Below are 21,666 nucleotides of genomic sequence, written 5' to 3'. Positions count from 1 at the left end.
GGCACACCCTTCTTGAGCAGGTGCCCTGCGGCTAACGTCATGGTCATGGCCAGGCGGACGATCACCGTGCACCACGTGCGGGCCGTGCTGCGCGGCGTGGAGCGGCGCGGCATCGACACCGTGCCCCTGCTCCAGACCGCCCAGATCCCGCCCCTGCTGCTCGGCGACGACCGCGCCCGGATCACCGCGCCCCAGTTCGCCCGGCTCTTCCGGGAGCTGTACCGGACGACGCACGACGAGTTCCTCGGCCTCGGCTCCTCGCCCAGCAGGCCCGGCACCTTCGCGATGATGTGCTACGCCGCGCTCGGCTGCCGCGACCTCGGCGCGGCCATGGAACGCGGGGTCACCTTCTACGGGCTCTTCCCCGGCGGCCCCGACCTCGTCCTCACCCGCACCCCGGACGCCGCCGTCTTCACCGTGCGCAACGACCTGGAGCAGGACTTCTTCCTCGCCGAGTGCCTCGTCATCATCTGGCACCGGCTGTGCAGCTGGCTGATCGGCCGCCGCATCCCGCTGCGCTGGGCCGACTTCGGGCATCCGCCGCCCCCGCACAAGGACGAGTACGAGCTGCTCTTCGGCTGCCCCGTGCGCTTCGGCGCCGAGCGCACCGGCGCCGGGCTCGCCCCGCACTGGCTGAACGCGCCGCTCGTGCGCGACGAGGACGCCCTCGCGGCGATGCTGCGCCGCGCCCCCTTCGACCTGCTCTCGCGGCGCGACTACGGCACCACGGTCGCCGAGCAGGTGCGCAGGACCCTCGCCACCGCGCTGCGCGCCTCGCCGCGCCTGCCCTCGCTCGGCGAGATCGCGGGGCGCCTCGCGCTCAGCCCGTCGACGCTGCGCCGCCGCCTCGCGCAGGAGGCCACGTCGTACCAGGAACTGAAGGACGCGGTGCGGCGGGACGCGGCGATCGCCGGGCTCGCGGAGGGCCGGGAGCCGATCGCGGACCTCGCGGCGCGGCTCGGCTTCTCGGAGGACACGGCGTTCCACCGGGCGTTCCGGCGGTGGACGGGGACGACACCGGGCGCGTACCGGTACGCGTACCGCGACGGATGCGGCCCCGCGCACGGCGATGGTCCCGCGCACGGCGGTCGTTCCGCGTACGGCGGTGGTACCGCGTACGGCGGTGGTCCCGCGCACGGCGGTGGTCCCGGCGGTCAACGAAGCTGAGCGTTCCCGCCAGCCCCGCGCCTACTCGCGGGTCACTACGGTCGTCGGCGTCTGGGTGACCAACGACCCAGCCCCCCCACGCACAGTTGGGAGACCCGCATGCACGTACGTACGTCCTTCAGATGGCTGGCGGTGACGGCGGCGGCGGGCCTGGCCGCCGCGACGCTCGCCACCACCCCCGCCCACGCGGACGACACCGGCGCCCCCGGGGGCGCGGCCGCCCCCGGCGACGTCGTCAAAACCGAGCCCAGCGCCTTCCACCCGCTGCCCGGGCAGCCCACGAACACCAAGGCCTGGAAGATCCACTACCGCTCGACGACGGCGAAGGGCGAGCCGAACACCGTCTCCGGCACGGTCATCGTCCCGCAGGACGGACGCCCGGGCCCCCGCCCGCTGATCACGTACGCCGTCGGCACGGTCGGCGTCGGCGACCAGTGCGCGCCGAGCGCGGGCTTCCCGCGCGGCACCACCCTCGAGGCCAACCTCATCCAGCAGCTCACCCTGCGCGGCTGGGCCGTCGTCGTCACCGACTACGAGGGCCTCGGCACGCCCGGCGACCACACGTACACGGTCGGCCGCTCCGCGGGCCACGCCGTCCTCGACGCGGCCCGCGCCGCGATCCGGCTGCCCGAGGCGGGCCTCGCGGGCGTGTCGGCGGATTCCCCGGTGGGCATCATGGGCTACTCCCAGGGCGGCCAGGCCACTTCCTGGGCGGCGGAGCTGCACGGCTCGTACGCCCCCGAACTGAAGGTGAAGGGCACGGCGACCGGCGGCGTGCCGGGCGATCTGCGGAAGGTGGCCGCCTTCAACGACGGCTCGTACGGCGCGGGCCTGATCTTCATGGCGGCGATCGGCCAGAACGCGGCGTTCCCCGAGCTGGACCTGGAGTCGTACCTGAACCCGCTCGGCACGTCCCTCATCGGCGCGCTGCGCACCAGCTGCGTGGCGGACGGCTCGGTCCTCGGCGCCTTCAAGAAGATCAGCGACGTGACCACCAAGAACCCCCTGGAGCAGCCCGACTGGCGCCAGCGGCTGCGCGAGTCCCAGGTCGGCACGCGCGCCCCCGACGCGCCGGTGTACCTCTACCACGCGCTCGCCGACGAGCTGATCCCGTACGGCGTCGGCAAGCAGGTCCGCGAGGACTGGTGCGCGCGGGGCGCGAAGGTCGAGTGGCACACGATCCCGCTCGGCGAACACGTCAGCGGCGTCATCACCCAGTCCCCCCTGGCGGCCCAGTGGCTCGCCGACCGCTTCGCCGGCAAGCCCGCCCCCGGCAACTGCTAGCCCCGACCCGGTGGAACACGCGCCGCGCGGGCCCGGACCCCGCCCACGCGGCGCGTTCGCGACGGCGCGTCCACGGCGGCGGGGCCTCACCGCGCCTCGCTCCTCGGCAGCCGCCACACCGAAAGCGCCGCCGTGCCCAGGAGCACCAGGCCCACCACCACGAGCCCCTGCCGCATGCCGCTCAGCGAGAAGCCGCCGCCGCTGCCGATGAGCGCCCCGAACAGCGCCACCGAGAGCGCGCCGCCCGTCTGGCGCAGCGAGTTGAGGAGGCCGGAGGCCGTGCCCGCGCGGTGGCCGGGGACCGCGTCCATCAGCAGGGCCGTCAGCGCGGGCACGGCGAGCGCGCCGCCGATGCCGGTCGGTACGAGCAGGACGACGACCAGCCACATCGGGGTGTCCGCCGCGAGCGGAAGCAGCGCGAACATGGCCACGGCCAGGATCAGTTGGCCGGTCACGATCACCGGGCGGCGGCCCGCCCGCTCCGCGAACCTGGGCGAGACCAGGTTCGTCGAGGTGATGAGCACCGCCAGCGGTACGAACGTCAGGCCCGCCGCCACCGCCGACATGCCCCGCAGCTGCTGGAGGTACAGGCCGAGCAGGAACACCACCCCGTAGAAGCCCGCGTTGACCGCGAAGCCGACCGCCAGCGACGCGCTGACCTCGCCCTTGCGCAGCAGGGACAGCGGCACCATCGGCGCCGGGTGGCGCCGTTCGGCGGCCCGGAAGGCGAAGGCCGCGGCCACCGCGAGCCCCGCCGCGAACAGCACCGAGGGGCTGGTCGGGCCCGCGTGCCCGCCCTCGATGACGGCGTACGCGAGCGCGCCGAGGCCGAGCACGGCGGTGAGCTGGCCGGGCACGTCCAGCGGCGCCGGGCGGCGCGGCGACGGCGCGGTGCGGGCGAGCAGCGCCAGGATCAGGGCGCCCAGCGGCAGGTTGAGCAGGAAGACGGCGCGCCAGCCGACCGTCTGGGTCAGGACGCCGCCGAGCACCGGGCCCGCCGCCATCGCGGCGGAGCCGCCCACCGTCCACAGCGCGATGGCGCGGGCGCGGCGCCTCGGTTCGTCGTACGCCTGCCGGATCAGCGCGAGCGAGGCGGGCATCACGACGGCGGCCGCGGCCCCCTGCGCGACCCGGGCGGCGATCAGCGCGCCGATGCCGGGCGCGAGGGCGCAGGCCAGCGAGGCGAGCGTGAACAGGGCGGTGCCCCAGGCGTAGGCGCGCCGCGCCCCGGCCCGGTCGGCGAGCGCCCCCGCGGAGATCATCAGCGCCGCGAACATCAGCGTGTACGCGTCCACGACCCACTGCAGGCCCGTCATGCCGCCGTGCAGGGAGGAGCCGATGTCCGGCAGGGCGATGTTGACGGCGGAGACGTCGACGGTGATGACGGTGAAGCCGAGGAGGGAGGCGAGGAGGGCGGTGGCGGCTCGGGGGGTTGGCGGGGCCGCGGGGGCGGTCGGGGCGTGGAGCGTTGCGGCCATGAGGGAGGTCCTCTCTGGGGGCCTTCGTGGAGCGGCGGGGCGGAGTGGAGCGGGCGGGTGGGAGACCGGCGCGGAGCGGCGGAGCGCGGCCGCGGAGCGGCAGGGCCCCGGGCCGCGGAGCGGCGAAGGCCCGGCGCGGAGCGGCGGCGGGACCAGCCTCCGCCCTGGCCGCCGTCCCCGGCAGACCGCCGTGTTCCTGGCCCTGACACGGCCCCCCACCGGTCCCCCGCCGCACCCCGGGGCCGGGGACAATGAACGTATGAACAGCAACGGCGGGACCGAGCTCGGCCGCTATCTGCGGGCGCGCCGCGCCCAGGTGCGCCCCGAGGACGCGGGGCTCCCGGCCGGGGCGGGCATCCGGCGGACGCCGGGCCTGCGCCGCGAGGAGCTGGCGACCCTCGCCGGGGTCAGCGTCGACTACTACACGCGCCTGGAGCGCGGCCGCGAGTCCAACCCGTCACCGGCCGTGGTCGACGCCCTGGCACGCGCCCTGCACCTGCGCGGCGACGCCCACGAGCGGCTGCACGAGCTGGCGGAGCTGGCCTCGGGCCGCCTCTCCGAACCGCGCCCCACCGACGGGTTCACCGTCCGCGAATCCGTGCACCGGATGCTGGAGGCGCTGCGCCCGCTGCCCGCGTACGTGGTGAGCCCGCACAGCGACATGCTCGCCGCGAACGCGCCGGGCCGCCGCCTCATGCCGGGCCTGTGGGACTGGCCCGCGCAGGAGCGCAACCTCGTGCGCTACCTCTTCCTGCACCCCGTGGGCCGCACCCTCTACGTACCGTGGGAGGAGACGGTCGCCCTGTCCATCGCGCATCTGCGCGCGGTCGGCGGCCGCGACCCGGACTCCCCGCGCCTGACCGCCCTCGTGGGCGAACTGATGCTCAAGTCCCCCGACTTCGCCCGCCTCTGGGACCGCTACGAGGTCTGCGAGCGCGGCGGCGGCGTCAAGTCCTTCGCGCACCCCAAGGTCGGCCCGATGACCCTCACGTACGAGGTCATGTCCCTGGCCCGCACCGGCGGCCAGCGCCTGGTCACCTACCAGGCCGAGCCGGGCACGCCCGACGAGGCGGCGCTGCTTCGCCTGGACTCCGCGGCCCGCACGACGGCCGCACCGAGGACGCGCTAGGACCGGGCCCGCGGGAGGTCACTCCGGCGGGAAGTCGCCCCCGCCGGTCCGCCGGAGGTCACTCCCGCCACTCCACCGAGCAGGAACTCCCGTTCTTCGGCAGCTCCTTGTACAGCAGGAACCCGTCCACCTTCGCCTTCACGCACTTGGAGCCGAAGTACCCGGTGTGCCCGTCGCCCTTGTTGTCCAGCACGACCGCCGCCGAGCCGAGCCGCTCCGCGGTCTCCACCGTCCAGCGGTACGGCGTCGCCGGGTCGCCCCGCGTCCCGACGAGCAGCAGCTTCGGCGTGTCGACGTCCCGTACGTCCTTGCGGATGTACGAGGTGCCCGCGGGCCAGCCGAAGCACATCAGGACGAGCGCCAGGTTGTGCTCGCCGAAGACCGGCGAGGCCTCCTTGAACTCCCGCTGGAGCCGCCCGATCTCCTTCTCCACCTTGCGGGCGTCCGGCCGGTCGGGGTCGTCGGCGCAGTTCACCGCGGCGAGCGCGGCACTCTCGTTGTCCTGGGGCACGTCCTGGCGCCCCATGCCCCCGGCGCCGCCGACGCGCAGCAGCGCCCGCGGGTCGCCGTCGGCGAGCAGCGCGCCGAGCGCCTGCGACAGGGCGGGCCAGGCCTGACGGCTGTACAGGGCGGAGCCGATCACGCTCACCACGTCCTGCCCGGTGAACTCCTCGCCGTCCGTGGAGCGCAGCGGCATCGCGTCGAGGTCCTCGATGACCTTCACCATGGTCTCCCGGGCCCGGCGCGAGTCGTTGCCGAACACGCACCCGGCGTTCTTCGTGCACCACAGCAGGAAGTTGTCGAGCGCGGTCTGCTGTCCCTCGGCGGACACGAGCCCCTGCTCGTCGACGGGCTCCGTCAGCGTGTCCACCCCGTCGAGCACCATGCGCCCGACCTTCTTCGGGAACTGTGCCGCGTACACCGCGCCGAGCCGCGTCCCGTACGAGAAGCCCAGGTAGTTGAGCTTCTTGTCGCCGAGGGCCGCGCGCATGACGTCCATGTCGCGCGAGACGTTCACGGTGCCGATGTGTTCGAGGACGGGGCCCGACTCCTTGGCGCAGCGCTCGGCGGTCCTGCGCAGCTGCTCCAGGACGGCCGCCGCGTCGTCGGGGTTGTCGAGCCCCTCGGGCTCCGGTTCGTCACCGCAGCTCACGGGCTCGCTCAGGCCCACCCCGCGCGGGTCGAAGCCCACCACGTCATAGCGCTTGCCGAGGTCCCCGAAGCCCTTCAGATCGGCCCCGAGCCCGGCCACCCCGGGCCCGCCGGGGCCGCCGAAGTTCACCAGGAGCGAGCCGCGCTTCTTGCCGCTCGCCTTCACCTTCAGCAGGGCCAGGTCGACGGTGCCGGACCCCGGCCGCGCGTAGTCGAGCGGCACGGTGAGCGTGCCGCAGCGGACGTCCCCGTTCTTCGTGACCGTCTCCGGGAGGTTCTGCTTCTCCGGCGTGCAGGCGGCCCACTTGACCTTCTGGGCGTAGAAGCGCTTGAGGTCCGGCCGTGGGGGCGCGGCTCCGGTCGTGGTGGCGGGCAGGGCCGTGAGGGCCAGGGCGAGGGCGGTGACGCCCGTGAGCGCCGGTATGCGCACGGCTGCCTCCAAGAGGTGCGGTCCCCTTCCGCAAGGCTAGGCGCCCCGGCCGCACCCCGCCCCCCAGCACGGCTACGCCCCGTGATCGCCCCTGATCAGGAGGGATGCAGTCAGGCAGTCATCCCTGCCCCGGCTTCGATCCCGGCCGGGATTCGGCGGTATCCCTCGACCAGCTCCTGACCCTTGAGTAACCTTACTGAAGGGTAAATTGAAGCAGCCGCGCGCCCGTTGGACAGCGGGCGGACACCTGCTCGCCCCGCCGAGACCGACCGAGCCTGGGAGCTGGGCCATGGCCGACCGCTATCTGACGTTCACCCGCACCGCCCCCGGCCGGTTCCTCACCCGCAGGCTCGGCCTGCCCCGGCCCGTGCCGCTGCGCCGCTGGTCACCCGAACACCCCGCGCTGGAGGGCCCGTTGCTGCACCTGACGGCGGGCGACGTACCGCTGCCCGGTCTGCACGAGACGCTCACCCGCACCGGACTCCCGCCGCACACCGGGCCGTTGGGCACCCGGCGCCCCGCCGCCGTCGTCCTGGACGCGACCGGGGTCGCCACCGTCACCGCCCTCGTGGACGTGCACGCCACGCTGCACCCCGTGGTGCCCTCGCTCGCGGACTGCGGCCGCGTCGTCGTCCTGGGCGCGCCGCCCTCCCCCGCCGACCACCACCAGGCCGCCGCGCAGCAGGCCCTCGACGGGTTCGTCCGCTCCCTCGCGAAGGAGCTGGGCCGGGGCGGCACCGCGACGCTCGTCCGCACCACCTCCGCGCCCGCCGCCGAGTCCACCCTGCGCTTCCTGCTCTCCCCCAAGTCCGCGTACGTCAACGGCCAGACCATCGAGGCCGGCCTGAGCGCTCCCGACGAGGACGCGCCCGAACTCCTCGATCCCGCCCGGCCGCTGGCGGGCCGCACCGCGCTCGTCACCGGCGCGGCCCGCGGCATAGGCGAGGCGGTCGCCCAGGTCCTGGCCCGCGACGGTGCCCACGTCGTCGCCCTCGACGTACCCGCCGCGCGCACCGGTCTCGTCCGCGTCGCCGAGCGCGTCGGCGGCACCCCGCTGGCCCTCGACATCACCGCCGACGACGCGGGCGAGCGGATCGCCGCCGCCCTGCCCGACGGCCTCGGCGTCCTCGTCCACAACGCGGGCATCACCCGGGACCGGCGCCTGGCCAACATGGCCGCCGACCGCTGGAGTTCGGTCCTCGACGTCAACCTGGGCAGCGTCCTGCGCACCACGGACTTCCTCCTGAAGTCCGGCACGCTGCGGCGCGGCGGCAGCGTCGTCGCCACCGCGTCCATCGCCGGGCTCGCGGGCAACGCCGGGCAGACCAACTACGCCGCCAGCAAGGCGGGCGTCACCGGCCTGGTCCGGTCCCTCGCACCCCGGGCCCTCGCCGAGCACGGCATCGCCGTCAACGCGGTGGCCCCCGGCTTCATCGAGACCCGCATGACGGCGGCCGTGCCCCTCCTCATCCGCGAGGCCGGACGCCGCATGAACTCCCTCGCGCAGGGAGGCCGGCCCGTCGACGTCGCCGAAACGGTGGCGTGGCTGGCCCAGGGCGGAGTCAACGCCCAGGTGATCCGCGTCTGCGGCCAGAGCCTCCTGGGCGCGTGACGCCACCGCCGCGCTCAGGCCGTGCCCGCCCGCGACGCCCCGGCCTCGCCCCGCGAGCCCGGTGCACCGCGGCGGTGCCCCCGGTGCCGAGCGACCGTCGAGCCCGCCCCCGCGAAAGGCCGCCCATGCCCCCGGTCCCCCTCACCCTCACCCTGCTCAAGGGCGCCCTCCTCTCCCCCTTCAAGCGCCCGCGCACCGGGCACCCCGGCCCGCCGGGCCGGCAGGGCCGCGCCCGGATCGCACCCGCCCGCGTGGACGCCTACCGCCGGGTCTGCGGGTTCGCCCCCGCCGGGGCCACCCTCCCCCTGCCGTACCCGCACGTCCTCGCCTTCCCGCTCACCACCCGCCTCATGGCCGCCGGAGCCTTCCCGCTGCCCCTGCTGGGCCTGGTGCACACCTCCATCGAGGTCGTACAGCGCAGCGCCCTCCGGCTCACGGACGACCTCGCATGCACGGCGTACGTGGAGAAGCTGACGCCACACCGCCGCGGCACGGAGGCCACCCTCACCGTGGAGGCGGCCGTCGACGGGGCGGTCGCCTGGGAGTCCCGCAGCACCTACCTCGCCCGCCACCGCACCACCACGGCGGCACCCGGGCGGAGCCCCGGCGAAGAGCCCGCGCTGCCCGTCGGCGCGCGGTGGCGCCTCGCCGCCGACCTGGGCCGCCGCTACGGCGCCGTCTCCGGCGACCGCAACCCCATCCACCTGCACCCGCTCACGGCCCGCCCCTTCGGCTTCCCGCGCGCGATCGCCCACGGCATGTGGACGTTCGCCCGCTGCCTGGCGGAGTACGGGCTCGACGACACCGGCCCGGTCCGCGTGACCGCCGAGTTCCGGGCCCCCGTCCTGCTGCCCGCGACCGTCACGTACGGCCGCCGGGGGCAGGACTTCGAACTGCGCGACAGCACGGGACGCCCGCACCTGCGCGGCCGGGTGGAGCCGCTGGCGGGGCGGTGACCAGGAACGCCCCCGAGCGACGGGCCCCGGCCGCGCCGGTGAGGGCGGTCACACGGACGACGGCCGTGCCCCGCACCGGAGTTCCGGATGCGGGGCACGGCCGTACGGGGCGAGCGCTCGCCTACGCGGCGGCGGGCAGCGGCCCGTCGTCCAGCGGGTCGTCGAGCGGCGAGGCCGACGCGTGCTCGTAGGCCTCGCGGTCGAGGATGTCCTCGCGGGCCGCGACCACGACGGGGACCAGCGCCTGGCCCGCGACGTTCGTGGCGGTGCGCATCATGTCGAGGACCGGGTCGATGGCGAGGAGCAGGCCGACGCCCTCCATGGGCAGGCCGAGCGTGGACAGGGTCAGGGTCAGCATGACCGTGGCACCCGTGAGGCCGGCGGTGGCGGCGGAGCCCACGACGGACACGAAGGCGATCAGCAGGTACTCCTTGATGCCCATGTTCACGTCGAAGATCTGCGCGACGAAGATCGCGGCGATCGCCGGGTAGATCGCGGCGCAGCCGTCCATCTTGGTGGTGGCGCCGAACGGCACCGCGAAGGACGTGTACTCCTTCGGCACGCCGAGGCGCTCGGTGACCTTCTGCGTGACCGGCATCGTGCCGACCGAGGAGCGGGAGACGAAGGCCAGCTGGATGGCGGGCCAGGCGCCCTTGAAGAACTGGAGCGGGTTGACCTTGGCGGCGAACGCGAGAAGCAGCGGGTAGACGCCGAACATCACCAGGGCGCAGCCGATGTAGATGTCCGCGGTGAACGTGGCGTACTTGCTGATCAGGTTCCAGCCGTAGTCGGCGATGGCGAAGCCGATGAGGCCGACGGTGCCGATCGGGGAGAGCTTGATGACCCACCACAGGGCCTTCTGGAGCAGCGCGAGGACGGACTCGCTGAGGTCCAGGAGGGGCTTGGCCTTCTCGTCGCCGATCTTGAGGATGGCGATGCCCGCGACGGCGGCCATGAAGACGATCTGCAGGACGTTCAGCTCGGTGAACGGCGTGATGACGTCGGTCGGGATGATGCCGGTGAGGAAGTCGATCCAGGAGCCCTCGTGCTCGGGCTTGGCGCCGTCCTTAGGGGTCAGGCCCGTGCCCGCGCCGGGGTTGGTGACCAGGCCGATGACGAGGCCGATGACGACCGCGATCAGCGACGTGATCATGAACCAGAGGAGCGTCCGGGTCGCGAGCCGCGCGGCGTTGTTGACCTTCCGCAGATTGGTGATCGAGATCAGGATGGCGAAGAACACCAGCGGGGCGACGGCCAGCTTGAGCAGGCCGATGAAGGTGTCGCCGACCTTGGAGAGGGTGGTGACGAGCCAGCCGATGTCCTGGCTGCGGGCGAGCCAGCCGAGCAGGACGCCGAGGACGAGACCGCCGAGGATCTGGGCCCAGAAGGGCACCTTGAGGAACCTGGGTATCCGGAAACCGGATCGGGGCTCGTCGGTGGGGGACGCGGAATTCGCGGACACGGACACACTCCGGGTAATGACGGGGGACGTGAGGAGCGGCGGCCCGAAGAGGTCACGGGCGCCGCTGCAGTGCAGATGTCGAAGTCGTTCAGATGACGCGACAGGCCGCGGACATGCAGCGGCAGAGATCGACATGCAGGCGCGCCACGAGCGGGACGCTCATGGCGTTGCGGTGCGCGGCTGCTGTCTTCATGTCGAACACGTTAACACTTGAACTTTGAGTACATCAAAGCCCTTGTTTGAGGTAGGAGGGGTCCCAAGGGTCCCAGAAACGGCAGAACCCCGGTAGCGGAGCGGCATGCTCCGGTACCGGGGTTCGCTGCGTGGCGTGTGTGGTGTGACGAACCTGACGACTACTGCGCGGTACGCGCGGCGTCGTCGGCGCCGTCCTCCTGGGTGCGGTTGCGCTCCAGGTTGGCCTTGACGTTGTCGACCTTCGCGACGACCTTCTCCGAGGCCCGGTCGCGCTCCTTGCGCAGGAGGACGAAGCTGATGGGCGCGGAGACCACCAGCGAGAGCAGCGCCACCCACAGGAGGTTGGAGCCGCCGAGCCCGCGCGGCACGATGCCGGAGTAGACGAGGCCCCAGACGACCAAGAAGCAGCCCGCGAAGACCCCGAGGCGCATCAGCGTGTAGCGGAGCATGTCAATCCACTCTTCCGTTCCGACTTAGGCCCGAGCATCCCGAATCAGCCCGAGCCGGACGAGCCCCTCCAGTGAAGCACGGCGACCCGCCCCCGCAGGAGGCGGGTCAGAACCGCATCGGCTGCGGCGACTCGCGCAGCTCCCGGTCGGGCCCTGCGAACTCGCGGATGACCTCGTAGCGCGTGTTGCGCTCCACCGGGCGGAACCCGGCCTCACGGATCAGGTCGAGCAGGTCGTCGCGGGTCAGCTTGTTCGGCGTGCCGAAGTTGTCCGCGTCGTGGGTGATCTTGTACTCGACCACGGAGCCGTCCATGTCGTCCGCGCCGTGCTGGAGCGCGAGCTGCGCGGTGGCCAGGCCGTGCATGACCCAGAAGACCTTGACGTGCGGCACGTTGTCGAAGAGCAGCCGGGAGACGGCGAAGGTCTTGAGGGCCTCGATGCCGGAGGCCATCTTCGTGCGGGCCTGGAGCCGGTTGCGGACCTTGCCGTCCTGCACGTCCACGAAGTCGTGCTGGTAGCGCAGCGGGATGAAGACCTGGAAGCCGCCGGTCTCGTCCTGGAGCTCACGCAGCCGCAGCACGTGGTCGACGCGGTGCCGGGGCTCCTCGATGTGCCCGTACAGCATCGTCGCGGGGGTCTTCAGCCCCTTCTCGTGCGCCAGGCGGTGGATGCGGGACCAGTCCTCCCAGTGGGTCCTGTGGTCCACGATGTGCTGGCGGACCTCCCAGTCGAAGATCTCGGCGCCGCCGCCGGTCAGCGACTCCAGACCGGCGTCGATCAGCTCGTCGAGGATCTCGGAGGCGGACAGGCCGGAGATGGTCTCGAAGTGGTGGATCTCGGTGGCCGTGAACGCCTTCAGGGAGACGTTCGGCAGCGCGGCCTTCAGCTCCCGCAGCGAGCGCGGGTAGTAGCGCCAGGGCAGGTTCGGGTGCAGGCCGTTGACGATGTGCAGCTCGGTGAGGTTGTCGGCCTCCATCGCCTTGGCGAGCCGGACGGCCTCCTCGATGCGCATCGTGTACGCGTCCTTCTCGCCCGGCTTGCGCTGGAAGGAGCAGTACGCACAGGAGGCCGTGCACACGTTGGTCATGTTGAGGTGCCGGTTGACGTTGAAGTGCACCACGTCGCCGTTCTTGCGGGTGCGCACCTCGTGGGCGAGACCGCCGAGCCAGGCCAGGTCGTCGGACTCGTACAGGGCGACGCCGTCCTCGCGGGACAGCCGCTCCCCGGAGCGGACCTTCTGCTCAAGGTCGCGCTTGAGCCCTGCGTCCATGTGCCGTACCTCTAACTTTCCGACGACCGACGACCTGTGACAGACCCGCCAACGGTACTCCCCCGCCCTCCGGGCGGGAGGCGCCCCCTCACGGCGCTGCGCGCCTAGACCTCTTCCGGGAGTTCCCCGACCCGGTTCTCCCACTTGGTGGAGAGGACGATCGTCGTCCGCGTCCGCGAGACGCCCTTGGTGCCGCTGAGGCGGCGGATGGTCTTCTCCAGGCCGTCCACGTCGTTGGCGCGGACCTTGAGCATGTACGAGTCGTCGCCCGCGATGAACCAGCAGTCCTCGATCTCGTGCAGGTCGCGCAGGCGCCGGGCGACGTCCTCGTGGTCGGCGGCGTCGGACAGCGAGATGCCGATCAGCGCGGTGACGCCGAGGCCGAGGGACGCGGAGTCGACCGTCGCGCGGTAGCCGGTGATGACGCCGGCCGCCTCCAGGCGGTTGATGCGGTCGGTGACGCTGGGCCCGGAGAGACCGACGAGGCGCCCGAGCTCGGCGTAGGAGGCACGGCCGTTCTCGCGCAGAGCCTGGATGAGCTGCCTGTCCACGGCATCCATAGGTCGAAGCCTTTCATTATTTAGCGTTTTCGCGAGTCTACGTGTAGAATCTAAGGCGTAACAGGGTCCGGACCCTGCGAATCTTCCGGATGTTCAGCCGATCAACGACGATCCTTCGAATTCTTCAGGAGTGTTCCCCGTGTACACGATCGAGATGGCCTACGCCCGTATGCGCGAGCTTCAGGACCTGGCCAACCGCTCGCGTGCCCACCAGTCCGTCACGGCGGCCCGCAAGGCCGCCAAGAAGTCGCGGGGCGCGAAGAAGCGCTAGCCCCGCCCCGGAGCGTTCCCTTCCGGGGCGCTCAGGCCTCACGGGAGCCGCCTCCTAGCTCCCCTTTCCAGCGGCGGTACAGCTGGTGCGGCACCCCTGCCGCGTCCAGCGTCCGCCCGGCGACGAAGTCCACCAGATCCTGGATGTGCGTCGCCCCCGCGTAGAACGCCGGAGAGGCGGGCAGCACGATCGCGCCCGCCTCGTCCAGGCTCACCAGGTGCCGGAGCGTCTGCCCGTTCAACGGGGTCTCCCGTACGCAGACCACGAGCCGCCGCCCCTCCTTGAGCGTCACGCTCGCCACGCGCTGCAGCAGGTCCTTCGAGAGCCCCAGCGCCACCCCGGCCACGCACGCCGTGGACGCCGGCACGATCAGCATCCCCTTCGTCGCGTACGAACCCGACGACGGTCCCGCCGCCAGGTCACCGGCCGCCCAGTAGCGCACGCCCTCGGTGTCCACCCCGAACGTGCCCGGCTTGCCGTCCGCGCCCCGCGCCAGCCACTCCTGAAGGTCCTCGCGCCAGTGCGCGTCCCGGAACGAGATGCCGGTCTCGTCGAGCAGCGTCAGGCGCGAGGCCCGCGAGACCACCAGGTCCACGCTCTCCCCGGCCGCGAGCAGCGCCCGCAGGAGCGCCGCGGCGTACGGGGTGCCGGAAGCGCCCGACACCCCCACGACCCAGGGCCTACGCTCCGTATCTCCCGCGTTCACGCCCCGCAGCCTATCCACGGGCCCGCCGCCTCCCGTCATACCGTGAGCCCGCGCACCAGCAGGTCGAGCAGCGCGCACACGAACAGCGCGATGCCGATGAAGCCGTTGACCTGGAAGAAGGCGCGGTTGAGGCGGGACAGGTCGTGCGGCCGCACGATCGAGTGCTCGTACAGGAACGCGCCCGCGACGATGAGCAGGCCGAGCCAGAAGAACGCGCCCGCGCCGGTGGCCAGGGCGTACCAGACGAACAGCGCCGTCGTGACGGCGTGACAGCCGCGCGCGCCCCAGATGGCGGCCGGGACGCCGAACCGCGCGGGCACCGAGAGGACGCCGACCTCCCGGTCGGTCTCCACGTCCTGGCAGGCGTAGATCAGGTCGAAGCCGCCGATCCACACACCCACCGCGAGGCCCAGGATCGCGGCGGTCCAGGACCACTCGCCGCTGATCGCGAGCCAGGCGCCGACGGGCCCGATGGCCTGCGCGAGACCGAGGATGGCCTGCGGGAAGTTGGTGAACCGCTTGCCGTACGGATAGACCACCATCGGGATCACGGCGACCGGCGCGAGCGCCAGGCACAGCGGGTTGAGCAGCGCGGCGGAGCCCAGGAAGACCACGACGGCGATGAGCGCGCCGGTCCACGCGGACTTCACCGTGACGGCGCCGGTGACCAGCTCGCGGTGGGCGGTGCGCGGGTTACGGGCGTCGATCTCGCGGTCGATGATGCGGTTCGCGGCCATCGCGAAGGTGCGCAGGCCCACCATGCAGATGGTGACCAGGAGCAGCCGCCCCCAGTGGATGTTCTTGTCCCACTCGTACATCGCCGTCAGGGAGGCGATGTAGGCGAAGGGCAGCGCGAACACGGAGTGCTCGATCATGACGAGCCGCAGGAACGCTTTCGTACGTCCCGGCTGCGGCAGCGCGGCGGAAGCGGAGCTCACAGGCCGTACTCCCGCCAGCGACGGTCCACCAGTGCCGCGGTGTCCGGGTCCGACTCGACCATGTCCGGCCAGCCCCCGTCGCGCGTGTAGCCCTCCTCGGGCCACTTCTTCGTCGCGTCGATGCCCGCCTTGCCGCCCCAGAACTGCTGGTAGGAGGCGTGGTCGAGATGGTCGACGGGTCCTTCGACGACGGTCAGGTCACGGGCGTAGTCGGTGTTGCCGAGCGCCCGCCACGACACCTCGTGCAGGTCGTGGACGTCGCAGTCGGAGTCCACGACCACGATCAGCTTGGTCAGGGACATCATGTGCGCGCCCCAGATGGCGTGCATGACCTTCTGCGCGTGCTTGGGGTACTTCTTGTCGATCGAGACGATCGCGCAGTTGTGGAAGCCGCCCGACTCCGGCAGGTGGTAGTCCACGATGTCCGGCACGATGATCTTCAACAGCGGCAGGAAGAACCGCTCGGTGGCCCGGCCAAGGGGGCCGTCCTCGGTCGGCGGGCGCCCCACCACGATCGACTGGAGCAGCGGCCGCTTGCGCATCGTCACGCAGTCGATCGTCAGCGCGGGGAACGGCTCCTGCGGCGTGTAGAAGCCGGTGTGGTCGCCGAAGGGCCCCTCGGGGAGCATCTCGCCGGGCTCCAACCAGCCCTCGATGACGACCTCGGCCTGCGCGGGCACCTGGAGCGGCACGGTCTTGCAGTCGACCATCTCGATCCGCTTGCCCTGGAGGAAGCCCGCGAAGAGGTACTCGTCGATGTCGCCGGGCAGCGGCGCGGTGGACGCGTACGTCACGGCGGGCGGGCACCCGAAGGCGATGGCGACCGGGAGGCGCTCGCCCCGCCGCGCCGCCACCTGGTAGTGGTTGCGGCTGTCCTTGTGGATCTGCCAGTGCATGCCGATGGTGCGCCGGTCGTGGCGCTGGAGCCGGTAGAGCCCGAGGTTGCGGACGCCGCTCTCCGGGTCCTTCGTGTGGGTGAGCCCCAGGTTGAAGAAGGAACCGCCGTCCTTCGGCCAGGTGAACAGGGCCGGGAGCCGGTCCAGGTCCACGTCGTCGCCCCGGAGCACGACCTCCTGGACCGGCGCGTCCTTGACCTTCTTCGGCGGCACGTGCGTCATCGCGCCGAGCTTCCCGAAGGCCTCGCGCACACCGACGAAGCCCTGCGGCAGCTCCGGTCTGAGCAGCCCGCCGATCTTCTCGCTGATCTCGCCGTACGACTTCAGGCCGAGGGCCTTGAGGAGGCGCCGGTCGGTCCCGAACACGTTCATCGCGAGGGGCATGTCACTGCCCTTGACGTTCTCGAAGAGGAGCGCCGGGCCGCCGGACTTCTGGACGCGGTCGACGATCTCGCCGACCTCCAGATACGGGTCGACCTCGGCCTTGATCCGCTTCAGATCGCCCTCGCGCTCCAGTGCCCTCAGCAGAGAGCGGAGATCGTCATAAGCCATGCGGTCAAGTATCGGTCACCGGCTACCCTGGCCCCGTCACCGGGTACGCCCGGCGCCCGCACTCCGCTCTCTGGGGGATCTCCGACACATGCTCAGGTATCTGCCGTTCCTGCTGGTCCTGGCCGTGTGGATCTACGCCTTCATCGATGTGCTCAACACGCCCGAGAAGGAAGTGCGCCATCTCCCGAAGGTGGTGTGGGTCATCATCGTGCTCCTCTTCGGCGAGGTCCTCCTCGGCCCGATCGCCTGGTTCGTCACCGGCAAGAAGCGGGGGCCTGCGGCCGGCCGGGCGAACGGCTCCCGCGGGGGCTGGGTCGCCCCCGACGACAACCCCGAGTTCCTGAAGAACCTGAACAGGGACCTGGACAAGGACACCGACCGGCGCGACGAGTCCTGAGCGCGCCCCTGCCGGGGGCCTCCCCAATCCCGCCCCTTCCCGAAACTGGGGGCTCCGCCCCCAGACCCCCGCTCCTCAAACGCCGGAGGGGCTATTCATAGCCCGTCCGGCGTTTGAGGACGAGGCGCGGAGCGCCGATACGGGGGTCCAAGGGGGCGGAGCCCCCTTGTTCGGGAAGGGGCGGGTCAGGGGCGCACCGCGAGGGCACCATAGCCACCATGACGATCCCCACCGTCGACCTGCGCACCTGGCGCACCGGCACTCCCGGCGACCGCCAGGAGATCACCAGGGCCGTGGACGAGGGCCTCCGCACCGCGGGCTTCCTCCTCGTCACGGGCCACGACGTGGCCCCCGCCCTGCGCACCACGATCCGCGAAGAGGCCCGTTCCTTCTTCCGCCTGCCCCCGGAGGCCAAGCGGCGCTACGCCGTGCGCGTGGGCGCCCGCGGCTGGCTGGGCCCCGGCGCGGAGGCCAACAGCTACGCCGAGGGCACCCCGTCCCCGCCGGACCTGAAGGAGTCGCTGTCCTTCGCCGCCGACGAGCCGACCGGCGACCCGGCCGTCGACGCGGAGTGGTTCGCGCCCAACACCTGGCCCGCCGAGACCCCGGGCCTGCGCACCCCCGTGGAGACGTATCTGTCGCTGATGCGCGCGCTCTCCGACCAGCTCCTCGCCCTGCTCGCGGCCGCGCTCGGCGAGCCCGAGGACTTCTTCACCCGCCACACCGGCCACCCCACCTGGGGTTTCAACATCAACTGGTATCCGGGCCGGGACACGGTCGGCGCCCCCGCGCCGGGCCAGTTCCGCATCGGCCCGCACACCGACTTCGGCACGGTCACCGTCCTGGACCGGCAGGCGGGCCGGGGCGGGCTCCAGGTGTTCACGGACGCCGACGGCTGGCAGGACGCGCCCTGGGACCCGGCGGCGTTCACGATCAACATCGGCGATCTGATGGCGCGCTGGACCGGCGGCCGCTGGCGCTCCGGCCGTCACCGCGTGCTGCCGCCCCCGGCCGAGGAGCCCGCCGAGGAGCTGATGTCGCTGGTGTACTTCTACGAGTGCGACCCGGGTACGGACGTGCGCGGCACCGACTCGCACACCTATCTGCGCGCCCAGCTGGACGCGATCGCCTCCGACTGAGGCCCGGCGGCGGGGCCGGGTCAGTCCCCGCGCAGCACCAGGGCGAGCAGCCCCGGGAAGCGCGCGTCGAACTCCTCGCGCCGCAGCCGGTTCACCCGCCGCGGGCCCTCGTCGCGCTGCTCGACGACGCCCGCGGCCCGCAGCGCCGCGAAGTGGTGGCTCAGCGCGGCCTTGCCGACGGGCACGTCGAAGCTGCCGCAGGCCCGCGACCAGTCCGGCGAGCCCGCGAGCTCCCGTACCAGACGCATCCGTACGGGGTCGGCGAGCGCGGCGAGGGCCTCCTGCACGCTGACGTCCTCCGGGCGCGCGTGCACGGGTGCCGCGCGGTGGCTGCTGGGTGGGGCCACGGGCCCGCCTCCTCGTTCCGTGAGGGTCAGGGACTTGCCGAGTGTTCGATGAAAACCATACAGTCCCGAGTGTTCAATCCAGATCGAACACCAAGCACCGGGAGACACCCATGCGCGCAGTCCAGCTCCACGAGTTCGGCGGGCCCGAGGTCCTTGAGGCCGTCGAGACCGAAGCCCCCGAGCCCGGGCCCGGCCAGGTCGCCGTCGACGTCGCGTACGCGGGCGTGAACTTCGCCGACCTCAAGGCCCGCGCCGAGGGCTACCGCGTGCCGGACCTGCCGTTCGTTCCCGGCCTGGAAGTGGCGGGGCGGGTACGCGCGGTGGGCGCGGGCGTCGAGGGCGTCGAGGCGGGCCAGGAGGTCGCCGCGCTCACCGCGGGCGGCGCCTACGCCGAGGTGGCCGTCGCCGACGCCGCCACCGTCTTCCCGGTCCCCGCGGGCGTCGGCCTGCGGACGGCCGCCACGCTGCCCACCGTGCTGCCCACCGCCCACGCCCTGCTGCACGAGGTCGGCCGGCTGCGCGCGGGCGAGACCGTGCTCGTGCAGGGCGCGGCGGGCGGGGTCGGCACCGTCGTCGGCCAGCTGGCGAAGGCCGCGGGGGCCACGGTGTTCGGTGTGGTGTCGAGCGCGGCCAAGGCGGAGTACGCGGGCCGGTACGGCTACGACGAGGTGTTCGTCGACAGCGGGGCCGGTTTCGCCGCCGCGGCCCGCGCGGCCACCGGCGGGCGCGGCGTCGACCTCGCCCTCGACCCGGTCGGCGGCGACGCCTTCCGCGCGGGCCTCGACGCGCTCGCCACCTTCGGCCGCCTGGTGTCGTACGGCAACGCGAGTTCGGCCGAGCCGTGGCGCGTGGGCCAGGCCGAGCTGTTCCCGGGCACGCGGTCCGTGGCGTGCTTCTCCATCCTGACCCTGGCCAAGGAGGACCCGCGGGCGCTGCGCGCGCTCGCCGAGCGCGCCTTCGAGGCGGTCGCCGACGGCACCGTCACGCTGCCCGTCACCGCCGAGTTCGCGCTCGAAGAGGCCGCGGAGGCCCATGCGCTGATGGGCGGCCGCACGACGACGGGCAAGCTGCTGCTGCGCGTGAACCCGGCGGACTAGACCGTACGGCCCGGTGGGCTAGGGCCCGTCCGAGGCGTAGTCCGCGCGCAGCTCGCGCCACCGGTCCGGGCTCCACGTCGACCAGTCCTTCGGCCGTCCGCCGAGCGCGTCCACCAGGAACCCGAAGTGGTCGTGCCACCCGGCGAGGCAGTCGAGCCGGAAGGCGTCGTCGCCGGTGAGCTCGTTGGTGAAGCGCAGCGTCGTGCCCGCGTCCCCCGCGGGCTCCAGATGGAACCGGCAGCGCCCGTGCAGATCGATCGTGTACTCGGCGACGACGTGCGGGTCCCAGGCGGTGACGCGCCCCGAGTGGACCGCGTCGTCCGGGGTCTCGTCGTTGAGCCAGCGCAGGCTCACGGCGCCGCCGAGGCGCGGCTCGAACACGTCGGCGGCGGCGAGCCACCCCGAAAGCCCCTCCGGGGTGGCCACCGCCCTCCACACCTCCGCCACCGGATGCGGCAGCCGCAGCACCCAGTGGAGCGTGTGCGTGTCCCCCTCGGTCCGGCTCGTCCCCCGCTCGATGAATCCGCTGACATCGCTCATGGGCCAAGCCTCACGCACACGGTCCCCCGGGTCACGCATCCCCTACGGGCGTTCGCCCGCCTTGTCGACGACCTTCAGCTCCAGGACGGCGCTCTGGGCGGTCACCGTGCCCTTCTTGAAGCCCGTCGGCAGGTCCTCCACCGCGACCTGGCGCTCGCCGAGGAACTGCTTGGTCTTCTTGTCGAAGATCAGCTCCTGCCGTTCGCCGTCGTTCTCGCGGGCGATGGCCACACCGCGCCGCCCCGCCGCGTCCACCACGCCCTCGATCAGCTCGACGCCGGAGATCTTCGACGCGGCGAGGAAGAGGGCGGCGGCCTGCTTCGGCGGCATCAGTCCGCCGCAGAGGTCGCGGACGAGCACGAAGGCGTTCTGGTCCTTGCTCTCACCCCCCTGGCCCACCCGGTACAGCCAGTCCCGCATGTTGACCGGGTCGGTCGGCAGCTTCTGCAGGCTGCGGTAGTGGGAGTCGCCCTCGACCAGCGGCAGGTCCGGCGGGAAGCGCTCGTGGTCGAACCCGTCGACGGGGTCGTGTGCCATCCCGGTGTGCTTGCCGTCCACCGAGCTCCAGGCCTCCCGGACGTGCACGGGCTGGATGCGGGCGGTCTCGTCGCTGCCCGTCTCCATGTAGCTCTCCTTCGTCCTGACGTACACGAACTGGTCGTCCCGGATGCCCTTCGGCACGGGCTGCTTCGCGGCCGCCGCCGCGATCTGCTTCAGCATCGCCACGGTCTCCTTCGACGGCGGCCCGGCCTGCGCCGCATCACCGCCGAACGGCTGGGTGATCACGAGGCCCGCCGCGACCGCCGCGACCACCGCCCCCGCGGCCAGGGACGGCCGCAGCCAGCCCCCGCCCCTTCCCCTGGCATTCCACCCCGTGTCGGTGTTCCCTTGGCTCTCCTGCCGGATCTCGCTCAACAGATGCTCCTTCAGGCGCAGATGGCGGCCCGGCGGAAGGTCCCGCTCCAGCGGGGTCGGGAAGTCAGCACGGTCAGCGGGTGACTTCATCGGACGCCCTCCTCGACAGGCCCGACCGCGGTGGTGCGGTCCTCTCTCATCTGTCCGCGCCCTTTGGGCGGTTCCATGTGTTTCGCGAGCTTTTTCCGGGCCCGTGAGAGGCGGGAGCGCACCGTCCCGACCGGGACGCCGAGCGCGCTCGCCGCCGCCTCGTAGCCGAGCCCCGACCACACGCACAGCGCGAGCACCTCGCGCTCGGCCCGGCGCAGCCTGGCGAGCGCCGCGCGGACGAGGGCCAGCTGCTCCCGGTCGTCGACGCGCCCGGCGATCTCGTCGGCGAAGTCGGCGACGGCCTCGGCGCGCGGCAGCCGGGCCACGGCGGCGGCGTGACGGCGGCTCGCGCGCCGCTGGTTGCGGGTCACGTTCGTGGCGATGCCGAGCAGCCACGGCCGCAGCGAGCCGCCGTCCGCGTCGGCCTTGTCGCGCAGCCGCCACGCCTCCAGGAAGGTCAGCGACACGATGTCCTCGGCCGCCGACCAGTCGCCCGTCAGGCGGTAGGCGTGGTTGTAGACGGAGCGGGCGTAGGCGTCGAAGAGCTCCCCGAACGCGTCGGGGTCGGAGCCCCGGATCCGTACGCGTAACCGCCGTCGCCGCGCCGCGAGTTCCCCCTCATTCGTCTCCACGC

General features: G+C 72.7%; 22 protein-coding genes. 9 read left to right on the top strand and 13 right to left on the bottom strand.

Features of this window, described 5'->3' with window-relative positions; genetic code table 11:
- Positions 1-39 precede the first annotated feature (39 nt).
- Complete coding sequence (locus C9F11_RS23995; RefSeq protein ID WP_249401860.1) at positions 40-1,167, top strand: AraC family transcriptional regulator; 1,128 nt, start codon at positions 40-42, stop codon at positions 1,165-1,167.
- Positions 1,168-1,266: 99 nt separating this feature from the next.
- On the top strand, positions 1,267-2,451 hold the full coding sequence (locus tag C9F11_RS23990) for a lipase family protein (RefSeq protein WP_138961205.1): 1,185 nt from the start codon (positions 1,267-1,269) through the stop codon (positions 2,449-2,451).
- 86 nt (positions 2,452-2,537) lie between these two features.
- On the opposite strand, the gene C9F11_RS23985 is transcribed toward C9F11_RS23990, so the two are convergent.
- Positions 2,538-3,929, bottom strand: a complete 1,392-nt coding sequence (locus C9F11_RS23985) for an MFS transporter (RefSeq protein ID WP_138961204.1) — start codon at positions 3,927-3,929, stop codon at positions 2,538-2,540.
- Between the two features lie 259 nt (positions 3,930-4,188).
- Here C9F11_RS23985 and C9F11_RS23980 point away from each other — a divergent pair, with 259 nt between their 5' ends.
- The gene (locus C9F11_RS23980) at positions 4,189-5,058 is read left to right on the top strand and encodes a helix-turn-helix transcriptional regulator (protein ID WP_138961203.1); all 870 of its coding nucleotides are present in this window, start codon (positions 4,189-4,191) and stop codon (positions 5,056-5,058) included.
- Positions 5,059-5,116: 58 nt separating this feature from the next.
- Here the strand turns inward: C9F11_RS23980 and C9F11_RS23975 are convergent, their stop codons facing one another.
- Positions 5,117-6,640, bottom strand: coding sequence for an alpha/beta hydrolase (locus C9F11_RS23975; protein ID WP_249401859.1), 1,524 nt, complete (start codon positions 6,638-6,640; stop codon positions 5,117-5,119).
- A 289-nt stretch (positions 6,641-6,929) separates the two neighbouring features.
- Between C9F11_RS23975 and C9F11_RS23970 the strand changes: the two genes are divergently transcribed.
- Positions 6,930-8,252: a 3-oxoacyl-ACP reductase gene (locus C9F11_RS23970; protein ID WP_138961201.1), complete on the top strand. Its 1,323-nt coding sequence runs from the start codon at positions 6,930-6,932 to the stop codon at positions 8,250-8,252.
- Between the two features lie 125 nt (positions 8,253-8,377).
- Entirely contained in the window at positions 8,378-9,208 is an 831-nt protein-coding gene (locus C9F11_RS23965; protein WP_138961200.1) for a MaoC/PaaZ C-terminal domain-containing protein, read from the top strand.
- A 121-nt stretch (positions 9,209-9,329) separates the two neighbouring features.
- Here C9F11_RS23965 and C9F11_RS23960 read toward each other — a convergent pair whose 3' ends face one another.
- From C9F11_RS23960 to C9F11_RS23945, 4 genes are all read right to left on the bottom strand, one after another.
- Entirely contained in the window at positions 9,330-10,670 is a 1,341-nt protein-coding gene (locus C9F11_RS23960) for a dicarboxylate/amino acid:cation symporter (RefSeq protein ID WP_138961199.1), read from the bottom strand.
- A gap of 353 nt (positions 10,671-11,023) precedes the next feature.
- A complete protein-coding gene (locus C9F11_RS23955) occupies positions 11,024-11,314 on the bottom strand; it encodes a DUF4229 domain-containing protein (protein ID WP_138961198.1) in 291 nt (96 codons plus the stop codon).
- A gap of 106 nt (positions 11,315-11,420) precedes the next feature.
- A complete protein-coding gene (gene mqnE / locus C9F11_RS23950; protein WP_138961197.1) occupies positions 11,421-12,584 on the bottom strand; it encodes an aminofutalosine synthase MqnE in 1,164 nt (387 codons plus the stop codon).
- Positions 12,585-12,688: 104 nt separating this feature from the next.
- Entirely contained in the window at positions 12,689-13,144 is a 456-nt protein-coding gene (locus C9F11_RS23945; protein WP_138961196.1) for an Lrp/AsnC family transcriptional regulator, read from the bottom strand.
- Between the two features lie 139 nt (positions 13,145-13,283).
- On the opposite strand from C9F11_RS23945, the gene C9F11_RS49675 reads away from it, so the two are divergent.
- Positions 13,284-13,415, top strand: a complete 132-nt coding sequence (locus C9F11_RS49675) for a hypothetical protein (RefSeq protein ID WP_269078153.1) — start codon at positions 13,284-13,286, stop codon at positions 13,413-13,415.
- Positions 13,416-13,446: 31 nt separating this feature from the next.
- Here the strand turns inward: C9F11_RS49675 and C9F11_RS23940 are convergent, their stop codons facing one another.
- Genes C9F11_RS23940 through C9F11_RS23930 form a run of 3 tightly spaced genes read right to left on the bottom strand, consistent with a single transcriptional unit; the run spans position 13,447 to position 16,507 of the window.
- Complete coding sequence (locus tag C9F11_RS23940; protein WP_138961195.1) at positions 13,447-14,121, bottom strand: UbiX family flavin prenyltransferase; 675 nt, start codon at positions 14,119-14,121, stop codon at positions 13,447-13,449.
- A 35-nt stretch (positions 14,122-14,156) separates the two neighbouring features.
- On the bottom strand, positions 14,157-15,059 hold the full coding sequence (gene mqnP / locus C9F11_RS23935) for a menaquinone biosynthesis prenyltransferase MqnP (protein WP_138961194.1): 903 nt from the start codon (positions 15,057-15,059) through the stop codon (positions 14,157-14,159).
- Complete coding sequence (locus C9F11_RS23930; RefSeq protein ID WP_138961193.1) at positions 15,056-16,507, bottom strand: menaquinone biosynthesis decarboxylase; 1,452 nt, start codon at positions 16,505-16,507, stop codon at positions 15,056-15,058. The genes mqnP and C9F11_RS23930 overlap by 4 nt, the downstream gene beginning before the upstream one ends.
- Before the next feature lie 88 nt (positions 16,508-16,595).
- Between C9F11_RS23930 and C9F11_RS23925 the strand changes: the two genes are divergently transcribed.
- Both C9F11_RS23925 and C9F11_RS23920 read left to right on the top strand, forming a co-directional pair.
- A complete protein-coding gene (locus C9F11_RS23925; protein ID WP_138961192.1) occupies positions 16,596-16,904 on the top strand; it encodes a PLD nuclease N-terminal domain-containing protein in 309 nt (102 codons plus the stop codon).
- 218 nt (positions 16,905-17,122) lie between these two features.
- Positions 17,123-18,043 (top strand): 2-oxoglutarate and iron-dependent oxygenase domain-containing protein, encoded by a 921-nt coding sequence (locus C9F11_RS23920; protein WP_138961191.1) that lies wholly within the window; start codon positions 17,123-17,125, stop codon positions 18,041-18,043.
- Between the two features lie 20 nt (positions 18,044-18,063).
- On the opposite strand, the gene C9F11_RS23915 is transcribed toward C9F11_RS23920, so the two are convergent.
- Complete coding sequence (locus C9F11_RS23915) at positions 18,064-18,390, bottom strand: helix-turn-helix domain-containing protein (RefSeq protein WP_138961190.1); 327 nt, start codon at positions 18,388-18,390, stop codon at positions 18,064-18,066.
- A gap of 110 nt (positions 18,391-18,500) precedes the next feature.
- Here C9F11_RS23915 and C9F11_RS23910 point away from each other — a divergent pair, with 110 nt between their 5' ends.
- Complete coding sequence (locus C9F11_RS23910) at positions 18,501-19,487, top strand: zinc-binding dehydrogenase (RefSeq protein WP_138961189.1); 987 nt, start codon at positions 18,501-18,503, stop codon at positions 19,485-19,487.
- Between the two features lie 18 nt (positions 19,488-19,505).
- Here C9F11_RS23910 and C9F11_RS23905 read toward each other — a convergent pair whose 3' ends face one another.
- The 3 genes from C9F11_RS23905 to C9F11_RS23895 are packed head-to-tail and all read right to left on the bottom strand — an operon-like array spanning position 19,506 to position 21,664.
- The gene (locus C9F11_RS23905; protein ID WP_138961188.1) at positions 19,506-20,027 is read right to left on the bottom strand and encodes an SRPBCC domain-containing protein; all 522 of its coding nucleotides are present in this window, start codon (positions 20,025-20,027) and stop codon (positions 19,506-19,508) included.
- 42 nt (positions 20,028-20,069) lie between these two features.
- Complete coding sequence (locus C9F11_RS23900; RefSeq protein WP_138961187.1) at positions 20,070-21,032, bottom strand: CU044_5270 family protein; 963 nt, start codon at positions 21,030-21,032, stop codon at positions 20,070-20,072.
- Complete coding sequence (locus C9F11_RS23895) at positions 21,029-21,664, bottom strand: RNA polymerase sigma factor (RefSeq protein ID WP_138961186.1); 636 nt, start codon at positions 21,662-21,664, stop codon at positions 21,029-21,031. The genes C9F11_RS23900 and C9F11_RS23895 overlap by 4 nt, the downstream gene beginning before the upstream one ends.
- Positions 21,665-21,666 lie beyond the last annotated feature (2 nt).

The sequence above is a fragment of the Streptomyces sp. YIM 121038 genome (assembly GCF_006088715.1).
In the GTDB taxonomy this organism is placed as follows: Bacteria; Actinomycetota; Actinomycetes; order Streptomycetales; family Streptomycetaceae; genus Streptomyces.
Note: the sequence above shows the minus strand (reverse complement) of the source record. Positions and strands in the feature narration are given on the sequence as shown.